12 protein-coding genes are annotated in these 14569 nt (G+C 43.7%); 4 read left to right on the top strand and 8 right to left on the bottom strand.

Annotated elements, in window-relative coordinates:
- Window positions 1-121: 121 nt before the first annotated feature.
- The 3 genes from FQV26_RS04455 to FQV26_RS04445 form a co-directional block, all read right to left on the bottom strand.
- Window positions 122-667: a DUF2179 domain-containing protein gene (locus tag FQV26_RS04455; protein WP_146556158.1), complete on the bottom strand. Its 546-nt coding sequence runs from the start codon at window positions 665-667 to the stop codon at window positions 122-124.
- Window positions 668-1099: 432 nt separating this feature from the next.
- Entirely contained in the window at window positions 1100-3214 is a 2115-nt protein-coding gene (locus FQV26_RS04450) for a bifunctional diguanylate cyclase/phosphodiesterase (protein ID WP_261384260.1), read from the bottom strand.
- A gap of 181 nt (window positions 3215-3395) precedes the next feature.
- Window positions 3396-3596: a hypothetical protein gene (locus FQV26_RS04445; RefSeq protein WP_146556157.1), complete on the bottom strand. Its 201-nt coding sequence runs from the start codon at window positions 3594-3596 to the stop codon at window positions 3396-3398.
- A gap of 1074 nt (window positions 3597-4670) precedes the next feature.
- Here FQV26_RS04445 and pgaC point away from each other — a divergent pair.
- From pgaC to FQV26_RS04430, 3 genes are read left to right on the top strand one after another with little or no spacing between them, the layout of a single operon-like run.
- On the top strand, window positions 4671-5930 hold the full coding sequence (gene pgaC, locus FQV26_RS04440; RefSeq protein ID WP_146556156.1) for a poly-beta-1,6-N-acetyl-D-glucosamine synthase: 1260 nt from the start codon (window positions 4671-4673) through the stop codon (window positions 5928-5930).
- Window positions 5888-6346: a hypothetical protein gene (locus tag FQV26_RS04435; RefSeq protein WP_146556155.1), complete on the top strand. Its 459-nt coding sequence runs from the start codon at window positions 5888-5890 to the stop codon at window positions 6344-6346. Before pgaC ends, FQV26_RS04435 begins: the two co-directional genes overlap by 43 nt.
- Window positions 6343-7233: a polysaccharide deacetylase family protein gene (locus FQV26_RS04430; RefSeq protein ID WP_146556154.1), complete on the top strand. Its 891-nt coding sequence runs from the start codon at window positions 6343-6345 to the stop codon at window positions 7231-7233. The genes FQV26_RS04435 and FQV26_RS04430 overlap by 4 nt, the downstream gene beginning before the upstream one ends.
- Window positions 7234-7343: 110 nt before the next feature.
- Here FQV26_RS04430 and FQV26_RS04425 read toward each other — a convergent pair whose 3' ends face one another.
- Window positions 7344-8723: an outer membrane protein assembly factor BamB family protein gene (locus tag FQV26_RS04425; RefSeq protein WP_146556153.1), complete on the bottom strand. Its 1380-nt coding sequence runs from the start codon at window positions 8721-8723 to the stop codon at window positions 7344-7346.
- 493 nt (window positions 8724-9216) lie between these two features.
- On the opposite strand from FQV26_RS04425, the gene FQV26_RS04420 reads away from it, so the two are divergent.
- Window positions 9217-9975, top strand: coding sequence for a polysaccharide deacetylase family protein (locus FQV26_RS04420; protein ID WP_186759615.1), 759 nt, complete (start codon window positions 9217-9219; stop codon window positions 9973-9975).
- Window positions 9976-10102: 127 nt separating this feature from the next.
- On the opposite strand, the gene FQV26_RS04415 is transcribed toward FQV26_RS04420, so the two are convergent.
- From FQV26_RS04415 to FQV26_RS04400, 4 genes are all read right to left on the bottom strand, one after another.
- Window positions 10103-10318, bottom strand: a complete 216-nt coding sequence (locus FQV26_RS04415) for a YgaP family membrane protein (RefSeq protein WP_146556151.1) — start codon at window positions 10316-10318, stop codon at window positions 10103-10105.
- 194 nt (window positions 10319-10512) lie between these two features.
- The gene (locus FQV26_RS04410; protein ID WP_146556150.1) at window positions 10513-11541 is read right to left on the bottom strand and encodes a threonine aldolase family protein; all 1029 of its coding nucleotides are present in this window, start codon (window positions 11539-11541) and stop codon (window positions 10513-10515) included.
- A 146-nt stretch (window positions 11542-11687) separates the two neighbouring features.
- Entirely contained in the window at window positions 11688-12728 is a 1041-nt protein-coding gene (locus tag FQV26_RS04405) for an S-layer homology domain-containing protein (protein WP_146556149.1), read from the bottom strand.
- 153 nt (window positions 12729-12881) lie between these two features.
- Window positions 12882-14042: a M24 family metallopeptidase gene (locus tag FQV26_RS04400; RefSeq protein ID WP_146556148.1), complete on the bottom strand. Its 1161-nt coding sequence runs from the start codon at window positions 14040-14042 to the stop codon at window positions 12882-12884.
- Window positions 14043-14569: the final 527 nt, after the last annotated feature.

Genomic DNA, 14569 nt, shown 5'->3' with positions numbered 1-14569 from the left:
GGCAAATCAACTAGGAGATGGGTTCTCTGCACGAAACATTTAGGGATAGTAAAATACTAAAATAATTATTTTTTGCGGTTCTTCCAGCGGGTGCCAGTCACCCACACAATTCCCGCACAATTTACCTAGCGATATTCCGTTTTTTGATGGCGCGTATCCAGAACCCGCCGTAAATCGTTTTGGCGTCATATGCCACAATGAACGCATGCGGATCCAGTTCTTTGACGGTCCGGTACAGAGTCACTTCTTGCTTTTTAGGCATGAGGACCTGCATCGAACTGCGCTTACCTTCAAAACCGTTCGCCTCCCAGTCCGTCACCCCATAGCCTTTTTCCCGCAATTGCACAGCCAGCCTCCCGCTGTTGTCCTGAGAAATGATATTCGCTGTCACATATCCGAGACTCAGTTTGTCTTCGATCTTGGAACCGACGACAACTCCCGATGCAAAACCAAGCGCATAGGCCAATAAATTCTGTACATTCGCAATATTATCCAGTACCAGCCCCAGACCCAGGATGTTAATGATCACTTCCAAAATCGACAGCGCCGCAGCTGAATATTGATAGCCTTTCAATGTCAGTATCATCCTGATTGTCGCCAGGGTGACAAAACTGAGACTGATACTGAAAATGATAACCACCAATAAGAGCGGATGAATATCCAACATAAAATTTCTCCCTTTCTTTATTTGTAATATTTTCCATAATTATTTATAAGATGTTATCTTTTTTCCCCTGTCAAAAAAGAATAAACGCGATATGAGTGAACTGCTACATATCTCACATAAAAAAAAGATGTGTGGGTGCCAGGCACCCACACAATCCGCATCGTCGCCAGCATTACAAAACTAAGGCCGATCTTTATTAACGCAATTAAAAAGCAAGAGCAGTAATTTTCACTGCTCTTGCTGAACAATCGTTTCACCGTATTTTTATAGTCCTTGCTTCAGCCAAACTAGCTGTCCAAGAATTCCTCCAGCTATGTCGACTCCGTATTTGGACACCTTTGGAATTCCTGATTGTGGCAGTTTCATCATGCATTTGCCTTGGATAATCTGACTTGGACACCATGTGAACAAAAGGCAAGGACAGGCCAAATTTCATGCTCTTTGCGAATCCTTTACCAGCTCATGCATTTCCGCCGGCAGCGGATGGCTGATATAATAACCTTGCCCACTATCGCAATTTTCACTTTGTAGAAATTCCAACTGCGCCTCGTCTTCAATTCCACCAGCAACTACGTTCATATTAAATTTATGAGCCAGTGAAATGATTGTAGAGGTAATGGCCTTTTGATCGGAATCCTCGCTGATGTCGCTGATGAAACTGCGATCAATCTTGACTTGGTCGAACGAAAACTTTCTTAAGTAGCTGAGCGAGGTTAAACCGGTTCCGAAATTATCGATGGAAATAGAAACACCTAATTTCTTCAGATCCCATAAGCTTTCCTGTAATTTTACTATGTCTCCCAAGAGAATGCCCTCTGCCACTTCGAGTTCCAGCCATTCCGCAGCAAGACCCGTCTCTTCCAACACTTCCTTAACTGTCTTGATAAAGTTGGGATGCTGCAGCTGGATGGCTGAAATGTTCACACAAACTTTAAAAGGCGGAACCCCCTGCTCTTGCCATTTCTTGTTTTGGAAGCAGGCTGCTTGCAGCGCCCACTTGCCGATCGGCACAATCTGTCCGCTTTCTTCAGAAATCGGGATAAAATGGCCTGGCGGGATCATACCCAGGAGAGGGTGATTCCAACGGATCAACGCTTCCACCGCATTGATTTCCTTTGTCTTCAAATTGGTGATCGGCTGATAGTGAAGAGAAAATTCATCATTGGCGATTGCGTTTTTTAAATCTTTTTCAATTCTCAGCTTGTAAACTGCTTTTTGATCCAGTTCTTCGGTATAGACCGTGTAATTGTTTTTACCCAGTTTTTTCGTATAATACATGGCAGTATCCGCTTTTTTGATCAGTTGGTCTATGTTTTCCTCTTCTCCGTTGCTGAAAGCAATTCCGATGCTTGCAGACACGGTGACGGAATGGCCTTTGACGTCAAATGGCTGCGCCAATATCGTGTTGAGCCTTTTTGCCAGCAGTACAGCTTCATCTTCAGTGATATTCGGCAGCAAAATCGCAAATTCGTCTCCCGCAAACCTTCCGACTGTATCTGTAACCCGTACATTTTCTTCCAACAGGTGTGAAACGATTTTTAAGAATTCGTCTCCCAGGTGGTGACCCAGCGAGTCGTTAATGAATTTAAAGCGGTCCAAATCCAAAAACAGCACAGCTGGCCGGTTTTCTTGCTCTTTTGAATGGTTTAACACCTGTTCCAGCCGATCTTCGAATAATTTGCGATTCGGTAACTTGGTCAACGAATCATAGAAAACAAGTTTTTCCATCAGCGTTTTATGCTCAACTTTTTGTGTAATATCTTTTGCTATGCCATAGACGCCTCTTGTTTTTCCACCGGAATTCATAGCAAATTTAGTGATTTCGATATTTCTGCGCTGCCCATCTTTCCGGATAATGGTGATTTCATGGCTGTTCGAAATTCCTCTTGCAGCTTCCTCAAAATATTCGACAGCAATCTGTAAATCTTCCGGGGCAACAAGAGGGGCAAACGACATGTCCATCAATTCATCCCTCCCGAAACCGGTCAGCTCCTCACATCCCGTGTTCGCATCCAGGAAGTTTCCGGATAAATCAAAATGGAAAAGAGCATCCGGATTATTGTGGAAAAGAGATCTCGCCCGCTCTTCACTTTCCTGCAGCAATACGCTTGAGGCGACTTCTGCGGTCACATCTACTACCGAACCATATGAAATTATCGCTCCACCTTGAAGAAAACTGGTCGATTGAAGCTCGATGTGCAGCAACTCTCCGCTCTTTCTATACATCCTCACCCGGCAACGAATACTCGCCCCTTTGTTCTCCACCCTTTTCCTGGTATTCTCTTTCACAATCGACATGTCGTCTGGATGAGCCAACTTTTTCACTGTCACTTCTCCGCTGGTGAATTCTTCTTCTGAATAACCGGTCATGTCACAAAGCTTTTGATTCACATATAAAAAATCTTCTCCTTTTAACACATACATGCTGACAGATGCATTCTCTATCATGACTTGAAACATCTGATTATAGGAAATATCTTTGCTCACAGATTTTTCATATTTCATATATCCTCTATTTTTAAACGCCTTATCTTTTACTATACCCATTGCCACTGCCTCCCTAGATTGCTTGGATCACAAATCCAATGCTGCATTTTGATCCTGAAATTGCCCTTTATCCAATTAAATAAATTTAAATTCATAATAAAAATCAGCTAAAAGGCTCTCTCTGCAGAATAGTTATTTTCAGCTTATAAATAACGTCGCAATTCCTCCGGTAAGTTCGTCATTATCCGAATGCCTTATCGAGTCCCTTCGTCCCTTCCATCTCAAGTCTATTTATCCAGTCATCCTCACAACTGCTGAAAACCTTCTCAACCACTTGTGCATCCGTTACATCATTCTTATAAAAATCCACTTCTCCATCTGTACGCTGCATGATATGGTCATTTGTTCCATGCTTACCGCTGCAGAAGTCACCAGTAATCATTACTGGACGTCCTTCTTACAGCAAGCCGATGGATGTCTGAGAACCGATATAGCCAACTCTACCGATTAGTAGCATGTTCATTAGGCTGACACTCCCTTTTGGCGTCTCTAATTCCGGTAATTGGTTATATTGCTTTCAACTTCTTTTTCAATATCACCTTCATCGCATCGTTTTTATATTAAGAGGAAGTATTGCCTCACATCTTTCAATGAATCTATAAGTACTTAAATTTTCCATAATAAGAGACTTTATACACAGTTTTCGTAAAAAATGAATATATTTACATGGATATATATAGTTATTATTACCTAACCTAACTTATTTATTTAATAATTTTTAATCATATTTCATCAATAAGCTGATTATAAACCATTATTGCGTCAAAAAGGAAGATTATTTAGAATATTTACGTTTTTTTATTATATGTATTGCTGAACTCATTAAAATGCCCTCATGCAATTTGTACTTTCAAGCTTGGATTATTTCCTATGCTTAAGTAGTTGCCTGCAACTGCAGAGTGCCCCACCTTAACAGCAGCGATCATTGTAGTTTTAGAGAGTCCTCGATGAGCTCATCCAACTTTCTTAATATCCCGTTAACAAATATAAATTTATCGCGGCGCTTCTACAAATCCAGATCCTATCAGGCAACGGATAGTCCCAGTTGAAACACCCAATAAAGATCCGACCCACTTTTTAAGCAAATGGAATTTTGACTTTGGAACTTTCCCTGGAAACGGGTTTCAGAAGAAGACAAAGTTCGTGCAGCAATACATGAAATGCACATGGTGAAGTAATGTCCCGATCATTTTTACAAAACGGAAAATAAGGTTGCTGAAGACTTTAACTGTCTACTTGCTCTATGGCAGTTGCCATAAGCAGCCACCAGCTAAAATAAAATATTAATATCAAAGATAATAATATGTAATTCACATAACTAAAAATAGGTATTTAAACTTACCACTCTGTATGTTTCCTGTTTTTTCGGTAAAATCATTGACTCTTTTTACCCCCTTGGTTATAGTTGTGACATCGTAATTTAAATGTTTAAAAAATTCAGATAGGAGGTATACTAATGGGATTTTCTCAACTTTTTTCCGGCCCTTATATTTTCATAACGGCATTTGTTTTTGCATATCCCTTTGCGATGGCCCTTTTTTGGATGGCCGGCTCCCTCCTTTTCCTTAGAACCAAAGAGTCCAAAGTTGATTCTTTAAACATTGAGGAAGTCGATTGGCCCATGATCAGTATACTGGTGCCATGCTATAACGAAGAGGAGACCGTTGAAGAAACCGTCCGCAACCTTACCGGACTTTCTTATCCCAAAAAAGAAATCATTCTAATCAACGATGGCTCGAAAGATAGGACCGCTGAAATAATCAAAAGATTGTCAGAGCAATACGATACTGTCAGAGCCATTCAGCTGCATGAAAATCGCGGCAAAGCGAATGCTCTGCAAGTCGGCTTATTCGCAAGCAGAGCCGAGTACCTTATTTGCGTCGACTCGGATGCCCTACTTGCTGATACCGCTCCTTATTATTTGATCCGCCACTTCTTCAAAGGTGGAGAAAGACTTGGAGCTGTGACCGGCAATCCCGCTATCCGCAACCGCAATAACCTGCTTAGCCGGATGCAGCTGGTCGAATATTCTTCGATCATCGGAGCGATTAAGCGGACACAGAGGCTGCTTGGGAAAGTAATGACTGTCTCTGGAGTCGTGGTCGCTTTCCGCAAAAAAGCGCTTGTGGATGTCGGCTTATGGGACCGCGATATGATTACGGATGACATTGCGATCAGCTGGAAACTCCAAAAGCGATTTTGGGATATCCGTTATGAACCCCGGGCCATCTGCTGGATGCTTGTACCGGAAACTTTATCCGGACTTTGGAAACAGCGCGTCCGTTGGGCACAGGGCGGCCAGGAAGTCATTCTTCGCCATTGGAGAGTCTTGTTCAGCTGGAAACAGCGGAGAATCTGGCCTATTTACCTCGAGCAATGCGCCAGTATCCTGTGGGCTTTCTGTTGGCTTTCCGTCACGCTGTTATTGCTGTTTACGGCCGACACGCTGCAGGATATGTTCCTTTGGTTTACACTCAGTTCCTTTGTTCTGGTGTTCATCAGCCTGATTCAATTATTCGTTGCACTCTTAATCGATTCCCGATACAACCGTGTATTTAAATACTATTTCTGGGCAGCCTGGTATCCCGCCCTCTATTGGATGGTTAACACGTTCGTCGTCATGGCAGCCGTGCCCCGATCCATTTCATCCCGTCTGAAAGGAGGTTACGCTGTATGGAACAGTCCAGACCGAGGTATGAAGAAAAAAGCTTCCTGATCGTAGGCAACCGGTCCTGGTTTCGCGCTTGCATTGATTTCGTTCTTTCCTTGTTTTTTTGGTTATACGGCTTGGTAGTGGTCCTGTTTTTCCTATTGGCCACTTTTGGGTTTAATACTACTTTGACAAAAATCATAAATTCTTCACTGAATACGATCAATCAGGATATCCGCAATCTGGTTATTGTCGCCATTGCTGTTTTCCTTCTCTCATACGCGTTGCTTTATATAAACCGCCTATACAATAAAAAAAAATTCGGTGCATTAAAAAGACGAAGCTATCCCGCTCCCGTCTGCAACGAAGATCTCAAAGCATTAGGATTACTGGATATAGAGACGATCGAGAAACTGCAGAGGGAAGATTATAGCGTTTTTGATACAAACCCGATTGCTCCTCTTGGAGGTGAAAAGTTATGATTAAAAAGTTGGTTATTTGGTTTGCTGTCATCGCATTGGTCAGCCTATTTTTCATCTCACGGAAAGAGCTTTTCATCGAGGCCATTTCATCGGATAAACCGGCGATGTCATTTCCAAAAAAGTTGCTGGAAAATGGTTGCATGGGATTGAATTATCACCGGGTGCTGGACGATACCCTGCTGATTAAATCTGCCCGAGCCATCCTGCAGTCTAAAGAACTTGTGCAATACAGCGTCCTGCAAAGTGAGTTTAAAGAGCAAATCGACACATTGAAAGCAGCCGGTGCGGTATTTTTGACGGAAGAAGAATTATTGCAAGCAAAAGCTGACAATGTGTTTCCTGAAAAATGCGTATGGATTTCATTTGACGATGTCGACACCTCGGTTTATGAAAACGCCTTTCCTATTTTAGAAGAAGCGGACGTTCCTTTCACCCTGTTCCTAATTGCCGGGCATGTCGGAGCAGAAGACTTCAGCAACCTCGAGATGACCTCCTGGGATCAACTGCGGGACATGAAAGAAAGCGGCTTAGCTGATTTCGGCTCGCATACCTATGACATGCATCGATTCGAAGACGATACGCCTGTCTTTCTACTACCGGAACAAGCGGACAGATTTAGGGAAGACCTGAAAAAAAGCGTGGATCTAATCGAGTCGGAGCTGGACATCACTGTTAAAAGTTTTGCTTATCCTTATGGCAATTCCAATAAAACGGTCAGGCGTATAGTAGAAGAGCAGGGACTTGAAGCTGCCTATATTTTAGCTCCTCAAGTCATCCAGCCAGTCGATGATGATTTTCTCATCAACCGGATCATTGTGAATCAGACAACGTTCCATGATGTCGTGATGCCTTACCTGGAAGAAGGTCAGACTTCGGCTAGAAAGTAAACAGCCCTATGAATGAAGATTTAGGGCCCCTTGCCAATCGTATATAATACAAAAATGCCACCTTCGAAATCAGTTGATTTCGAAGGTGGCATTTTTTCTATGCAGATTTCTCAAATGAACCTGAACATGCTCGCGTAGCCGTCAAGGCTCGTCAGGAATACTTCAATCTTGCCATCTCCGTCCAAATCCCCGACCAATGGCGTCCCTTCGATTCCGCCTTTCATGTTGACTTGGCCGATTTCTTTTCCGTGCTTGTTCAGAATCGTGAGGGTCCCCATCATATCAGGGACCAGAATTTCATGCTCCCCGTCTGAATTGATATCCAGGATAGTGGTCGATCCTCTCATATTCGCAACTAAGTGGGTTCGCCAAATGGTATTTGCCTGGCCGTCCAAACAATACACAAATCCAGCTAATCCACCGAACACCACCGCTTTTTTGTCCGGTTCATAATCGAATACAGTCGCTCTCGAATTCGTTTCACTCGTCGCCCAAACCGACCAGTCCGTAGACTTGTATTTCGTCTCGCCTGTTACACCGTCTAAATAGAGTGTTCTTCCGCCCCGGCCATTTATGATGTATTCGGAGACGCCGTCACCGTCCATATCGGCACAGCTCCCAAAACAATCAACGCCGAACCCGACGTTATTCTTCCATTTCAGCTTCCCGGTTTCCGCGTCCAGACAATACACATATTCATCAATGCTGTTGAAAAGACATTCCAATTTGCCATCCCCATCAATATCCACGATTGTCGGAAATGGTTCGTTCTGCTCCAGTGCACTGAACCGCCACATCAATTCTCCCGTGTCCGCTTTAAGCTTTACGCATTGATTGTCAAAGCTGGTGGTGTATAAATACCAACCGTCCGGCTCTTCCATCAGCTGGCCGGCATGCTGGTAATATGTATCGGATTCGTGAAAAGGCTGAATTTCGTAAGTCGAGGTTTCGTCAGGCCAGATTGTAAACTCTTCCTCGATCCAAACCGTATCCGTTTCAACTCCGCTTATCTTACGTACCTGCCCTTTTCCCTTGCCGGAAGTAATCACCAGATTGGCATGGTCTCCATCTACCCGCATGAAGGAGTTCTCCACCCAGCTCTTCGTGGAATCCGCTATCCCCCATTCATTTGCCCAGGTGACCTTGCCGCCTCCTTCCCGAGCATACAGATTCGAGTGGAACCAGACCCTCTCGCCTTCTTCGTTCAGGCAATAGACATGCCCATCATGAGATGCGCCGAAAACTTCAATCCGCCCGTCACCGTTCACATCGGCTGCTTGCGGCCGGCCGTAATTCGACTCACCAAACAGGTACCTCCAAACCAATTCACCCGTCTCCACTTCCCGGACATAGATGTACCAGTCCCAGGATTGGTAGATGACCACTCGCTTGCCGTTGCTGAAAACTGCAAACACAGGAGTCGAATAAATCGGTTCATCGCCTGTTTTCACTTCCCATAGCATTTCGTGCTCGACAGAATGAATATTCATAATTTTCCCCCTTTCGTCTTTGTTTTATCATACAGGGAAATGGACAGAAAAGAGTGAATTCATCATCTAGCCGTTCCCAAACGGCCCCTGCGAACCAAACAATTATGAATATTTACCAATCTCAATAAATACGCGAAAACACTTTTCAAAATCAGTTGATTTCAGTGAAGATGGCATTTTGTCTTTGCCTATTTCTTTAATAAACGGAGTCTTTCCGGTCATAGAGGCACAACAAAGTACTCTACAAATAAAGTAAACAGAAAAATCTGAAAAATCACTATATTAAATGTTAAACAAGCTGGTAAGGGTGTTATAATGTACGCGTATACAAACTGGATAGAGTTTGCATTTTCTTTACTTCTCCGAACCGATTTGCAGACGACAATAAAAAAGGAGGGCTGGGCAATAACTTGCAAAGCAGTAGACGTTTTACCTCCATACCTGCCATACGCTTTACAGTGAAAACAAGCTCAATTTGGAAAGGATGATTTTCATGAAAAAATTACTGGTAGTTTCCCTGCTTCTTGTTTCCCTGATCTTAATGGGGTTCAGCACTCACACATCGGCAGCTGAAAAATCAACTGACATTGAAATTCCCGTCGTGAATTATCATGTTATTTCTCATAATCCCGACCCCAATAACCTGTATCAGTACAGCGTAGAAGAATTTGAGGAACAAATGGTTTACTTGAAGGAAAACGGCTACCGTTCATTGACCCTCAGACAGTACTTCAGAATTTTGGATGGAAAAGCGGCTATGCCGGCTAAACCGATCCTGATCACATTTGATGACAGTACCAGCGATTTTTATCCGAACGCCTTCCCAATCCTGGACAAATACGATTTAAAAGCAACCCAGTTTACGGTTTCTGATTGGGTAAACGACAGCTGGAGCATGACTGCAGAAGAAATCACCACCGTCATGAAGAATGGCATCGATATCCAAAACCATACAGCCACCCATCCGTCTCTCGACCACCTGAGCTACGACCAACAATACGACGAAATTAATGATGCGACGGCGGCGCTCAATTCTCTTACTGGCAAAAGGATAAATGTTTTCGCTTATCCATACGGAGCTTACAATGCCGACACGCTTTCAGTCCTTGAAAATCTTGGATTTAAAGGCGCATTCACAATAGAGGGGGGCATAAGTACTGACAAGGACAACCGCTATGAGCTTCCCCGCTTCATGATCTTGAACGGTGATACGTTGGATGATTTTGTACGGAAACTTTCTACCGGCCATTGATAGTGTTACCGAAAAACAGCAGCTGGGGCTCTCCAGCTGTTGTTTCTTCATTCCTAAGAAAGCGGTTTTTCAGAAAAGTAAATGGACAGAAAAAAACGTCTCCGGATTTCGCCAGAGACGGTCTTTCTCATTTCAAAAACTTCGAACCTTCCAGATTCAGTGCATCTGAAAGCGGACAATAATAGGTGATGCCTTCTGCGACTTTCTGTGCGCCGACAAAAGCCAGTCCCATCTGCGCACCGGACGTGCCTTCACGAGACATCTTCGCCGTCGAATAAGCAAGCAGCGTCAGGCCGCCGGCAATGCGGATCATTGAGTTGTACGTGCCGATATTTTGCTTCATAAAAGTTCCTCCTTATGCAAGGTCATTTGTATAAAACTTCCCGTTCTCCAAAATATTTAAACCGCATTTCTTTTTCATGTAATTATTATGTATTGCCAAAAGCATATAGAATTATTTTTATGCTTTGCAGGTAAATTTCCATGTCAGTCAAAAATAACCCCCGGCAGAACTGGAAACTGCCGAAGGTTACTTATTTAGGAAAAGCTTTTCTGAACATCCGCAAGAAAGGCTTCGATGTCTTCTTTTGCGGTATCGAAAGAAGTGACAAGCCGAATTTCATTTTTTTCATCATTCCATATTGCAAATGAATGGGTTTTTTGAAGGTGTTCGATATTCGATTTTGGCAATGACGCGAAGACCGCGTTTGACTCGACTGGCTGGGAAAGTGAAATGTCCGGGAATTTCACCAAGCTTTCTGCAAGCAGCTGCGCCATTTGGTTGGCGTGCTTGGCATTATCCAGCCACAGGTTTTCTGTTAATAACCGGTCGAATTGCGCAGCGATAAAGCGCATTTTAGAACCCAGCTGCATGCCCTGTTTTCGGATGTATTTGATCTCGGACGCCACTTTTTTGTTGAAACACACGACCGCTTCACCCATCATCAAACCGTTTTTGGTTCCGCCAAACGCCAGCATGTCAATCCCTGCATCCACTGTCATTTCGGCAAAACTGCAACCGAGATAAGCTGCTGCATTGCTCAGCCTCGCACCGTCCATATGTACATATAGTCCGTTGTCATGGGCAAAACGAGTGATCTTTTTAATTTCATCAATCGTATAAACGGTTCCGAGTTCCGTGCATTGGGAAATGGACACGGCTTTTGGCTGACTTCGCTGCTGGTTGCCGATATGGTGCAAGTGCTGCTCGATCTGGCTTACAGTTAGTTTGCCATCCGCTGAAGGGGCCGTCAGCAGTTTACTGCCAATAAACCCTTCAGCTGCACCGCCTTCATCGGCATTAATATGAGCGCCGTCCGTGCAGATAATTGCCTGATGCGAATGCACCATCGCTTTCAGTCCTGTCACATTGGCACCCGTTCCATTAAAGACAAATGCCACTTCGCAGTCTTCTCCGAAATGTTCTTTGAATTTTTTTATGGCCGCGTCCGTATAAAGGTCGCTTCCGTAGGCTGGAACATGTCCGTCATTCGCCTGTGCAATTGCTTCTAAAATGGCAGGGTGGATCCCTGAATTATTGTCGCTTGCAAACATTTTCTTTGTCATGGCGTTCGCCTCCTTTCTTCAGTTTAAAACAGATTTTCATCAGGCAACAGTGTTTCGGCAGATTATTTTCTGGTGCCAGGCACCCACACAATTGGAACTAAGCAAACGAAAAAACCCACTTCATCCCTGAAGTGGGTTCTCACTTTCTATTGCCGTATAAACAATTGCGTATGGTAAATGCCGTACGAGCCGCCTTTATAGATGCCAACACCTAAATGCGTATAATCCTTGTTCAAGATATTCGCTTTATGGCCCGGGCTATTCATCCATGAGGTCATGACGCTTTCAGCGCTTCGTTGACCGGCAGCGATATTCTCGCCTGCAGCCGTGTAGGAAATGCCGCGCGACTTAATCAAGTCAAATGGACTGCCGTATGTCGGGGATTGGTGGCTGAAATAATTCTTGTCAGCCATGTCTTTCGATTTGAGCATTGCCGCATCTTGTAAACCTTTCTGCAGCTTAACTGCAGGCGCGCCGACTTTTGCTCGTTCCTGATTGACCAGGTTCAGCACTTCCGTCATCATTGCCGACTCTCCGGCTGGAATTCCCGGTGAAGTCGGACCTTCTGCATTCTGAATGCGGTAAATGAAGACCGCCATCTGTACGCGGTCAACGTTTTGATTTGGACTGAATGTTGTTTTCGTGGTACCGGTGGTAATGCCGTTATGAACCAATGTATCGACGTAAGAATAATACCACTGAGTTGCCGGTACATCTGTAAACACCTTGATTCCTGAACCCGATCCTTTCAGATCGAATGCCTCTACCAGAATCTTCGCCACTTGCGCACGGGTCGCTGGCTGTGTCGGATTGAATTTCTCATCTTTCGCGAACACGCCCAGGTCAACAAGTGCTGCAATTTCCGCATAGCCTGAAGTTTTAGGCGTGACATCCTTGAAATTCGGATCTGGCCGATCTGCAGTTGGAATGTTCAAAGCCCGTACAATCATCATGGCACTCTGTGCACGCGTCACAGAATCATGCGGACGGAAAGTCCCGTCCGTATGCCCATTGATGACGCCTTTATCCGCCAACTCCGTAATCTCAGCATGCGCCCAATAACTTTTCGAAACATCCGAAAATGACGAAGCGGCCAAAGACGGCGATGCCGTGAAAATAAAGAACAGCAATGCAGCTGCCGCAATAAAAGTAAGCTTTTTAACTCGTGTTTTCATTTTTTCAGTCATATTCTCTCCCCGTCTCACTATTAGCTTGTTTAATAAATCAATTATATACTATATTATAATAAATTACTAATTTTATCCAAATTTTATCATCAAAAAATCTCACTCCGGATAGGAATGAGATTTTAAATTTCCAATTATTTTTGACAACACACTTTATTTACTCGACTTCCCCACTCGATCATCAATAATCAAGCTCTCCAAATCGTTTGGATAATGAGTGATCAAGTTTGTGCCGTTCTCCGTCAGAACAACGGTATCGGAATGCCTGAAACCGCCGACATCTGGAATGTAGAGCCCGGGTTCTACACAAAAGACCATTCCTTCCTGCAAGACGAGATCGTTGTCATAGCGCAAAGAAGGCTCTTCGTGCAGACCGATGCCAATTCCATGTCCGGTTCGGTGATTCATGTATTCTTCTACGCCGCCTTTCTCAAAAATCTTGCGGGCCACTTCGTTCACTTCTTTTGCTGTAACGCCTACTTTGATGAAATCCAACGCGACGAGCTGCGCTTCACGAATCAAGTGAAAGAGTTCCTTTTGCCGTTCCGTCGGCTGGCCGATAAAAAAGGTTCTTTCGCATTCTGCACGGTACCCGTTCAATCCAACTTGGCGGCTGTGAATCAGGATGTCTTGCTCCTCCAATACTCGGGTATTGGAAAAGACATGCGGCATATTGGTGCGCGCCAGACCGGAAGGCGACATCGCGAAATAATCCAAGGTAGCATCGGGATGTTTTCTCGCCACCTCTGTAAACAACGCGTTGGTGCCAAACTGATCAAATTCCATTTCTGTCATGCCCGCTTTGACGTTGCCAATGGAACTTTCCACTGCCAAACTGACCAAACGGCCGGATTCGGTAATCATGTCAATTTCTTCTTGGTCTTTTATGTAACGCATTTCCGCAATCGGCTGATCCAGGTTGACCAGTTGAAAAGCTTGTTCTTCCAGCAGCCGCTCAAGTTTCACAGGGAAGGATGAAAACTCTACCCCCACTTTTGTTCCGGTTGGATACGTACGCATGATCCCAGCCAGGTGTTCAAGATGCGAACCCCCTTCCCCTGCACGCAATTTCGTTTCATGATAGACATACAGGCGGTCGACATCGGCTTTTTCTTTGCTGTGATCTTCTTCCAAAGACGGAATAATCAACGCGGTTTCCTGTCGATCAATCACCAGGACAATCGGCCGTGAATACGTGAGGGCTTTTAATCCACTGAAATAATACTGATTCTCAAAATTCATGACAATGGAAACTTCAATCCCTTGGCTTTCCATCTTTTCTCGCAACGCTTGAATTCGTTTTTTCGTATTCATTCTAAAACCGCCTTTTCTTTTTGTTGGTTAGCTGTTGTTACTTTCACCATAGTCAGGACAACAATCAATACAGGAATAGCACTTTAACTATTCTCCTACCTGACAAAACTGCTCACTACTTGTTCAGCTACCTCTCCTTTATTGAGAAAAACTTATAATAATTAGTATACCTAAATATATTTAGAGTAGTTATAATATTTTGACAGTAATAAAAATTGCTGAATCGTCAGTCCAATTTTAAGCTTCCTGGCTAAACAGAGCAATCTTTGGAACAAGATCACAACTTACTTAAGAAACCATATTCATCGATAAAAATAACGGGTTTATCTTTTCAGATCACCAAACTCAGCCATGACTAGAGTCTGACTCAATAAGACGAGAACCGATTCTCCACTTTGGATAAACTGATTGGTATTGATTTATCCCATTTAATTTCGCATGCCTAATATATCTACTGTTAATTCACTAGTAAACATTCTCTTCTTATACAAAATCAATCCATAAACGCTTAGTCTATCTCTTTTTGA

The sequence above is a fragment of the Planococcus sp. CPCC 101016 genome, assembly GCF_007859295.1.
Lineage (GTDB): Bacteria > Bacillota > Bacilli > Bacillales_A > Planococcaceae > Planococcus.
Note: the sequence above shows the minus strand (reverse complement) of the source record. Positions and strands in the feature narration are given on the sequence as shown.

What these genes read in the sequence shown, in the direction of transcription:
- FQV26_RS04455 (WP_146556158.1), bottom strand. Translation starts at nt 667, where the DNA reads ATGTTGGATATTCATCCGCTCTTATTGGTGGTTATCATTTTCAGTATC.
- FQV26_RS04450 (WP_261384260.1), bottom strand. Translation starts at nt 3,214, where the DNA reads ATGGGTATAGTAAAAGATAAGGCGTTTAAAAATAGAGGATATATGAAA.
- FQV26_RS04445 (WP_146556157.1), bottom strand. Translation starts at nt 3,596, where the DNA reads ATGATTACTGGTGACTTCTGCAGCGGTAAGCATGGAACAAATGACCAT.
- pgaC (WP_146556156.1), top strand. Translation starts at nt 4,671, where the DNA reads ATGGGATTTTCTCAACTTTTTTCCGGCCCTTATATTTTCATAACGGCA.
- FQV26_RS04435 (WP_146556155.1), top strand. Translation starts at nt 5,888, where the DNA reads ATGGAACAGTCCAGACCGAGGTATGAAGAAAAAAGCTTCCTGATCGTA.
- FQV26_RS04430 (WP_146556154.1), top strand. Translation starts at nt 6,343, where the DNA reads ATGATTAAAAAGTTGGTTATTTGGTTTGCTGTCATCGCATTGGTCAGC.
- FQV26_RS04425 (WP_146556153.1), bottom strand. Translation starts at nt 8,723, where the DNA reads ATGAATATTCATTCTGTCGAGCACGAAATGCTATGGGAAGTGAAAACA.
- FQV26_RS04420 (WP_186759615.1), top strand. Translation starts at nt 9,217, where the DNA reads ATGAAAAAATTACTGGTAGTTTCCCTGCTTCTTGTTTCCCTGATCTTA.
- FQV26_RS04415 (WP_146556151.1), bottom strand. Translation starts at nt 10,318, where the DNA reads ATGAAGCAAAATATCGGCACGTACAACTCAATGATCCGCATTGCCGGC.
- FQV26_RS04410 (WP_146556150.1), bottom strand. Translation starts at nt 11,541, where the DNA reads ATGACAAAGAAAATGTTTGCAAGCGACAATAATTCAGGGATCCACCCT.
- FQV26_RS04405 (WP_146556149.1), bottom strand. Translation starts at nt 12,728, where the DNA reads ATGACTGAAAAAATGAAAACACGAGTTAAAAAGCTTACTTTTATTGCG.
- FQV26_RS04400 (WP_146556148.1), bottom strand. Translation starts at nt 14,042, where the DNA reads ATGAATACGAAAAAACGAATTCAAGCGTTGCGAGAAAAGATGGAAAGC.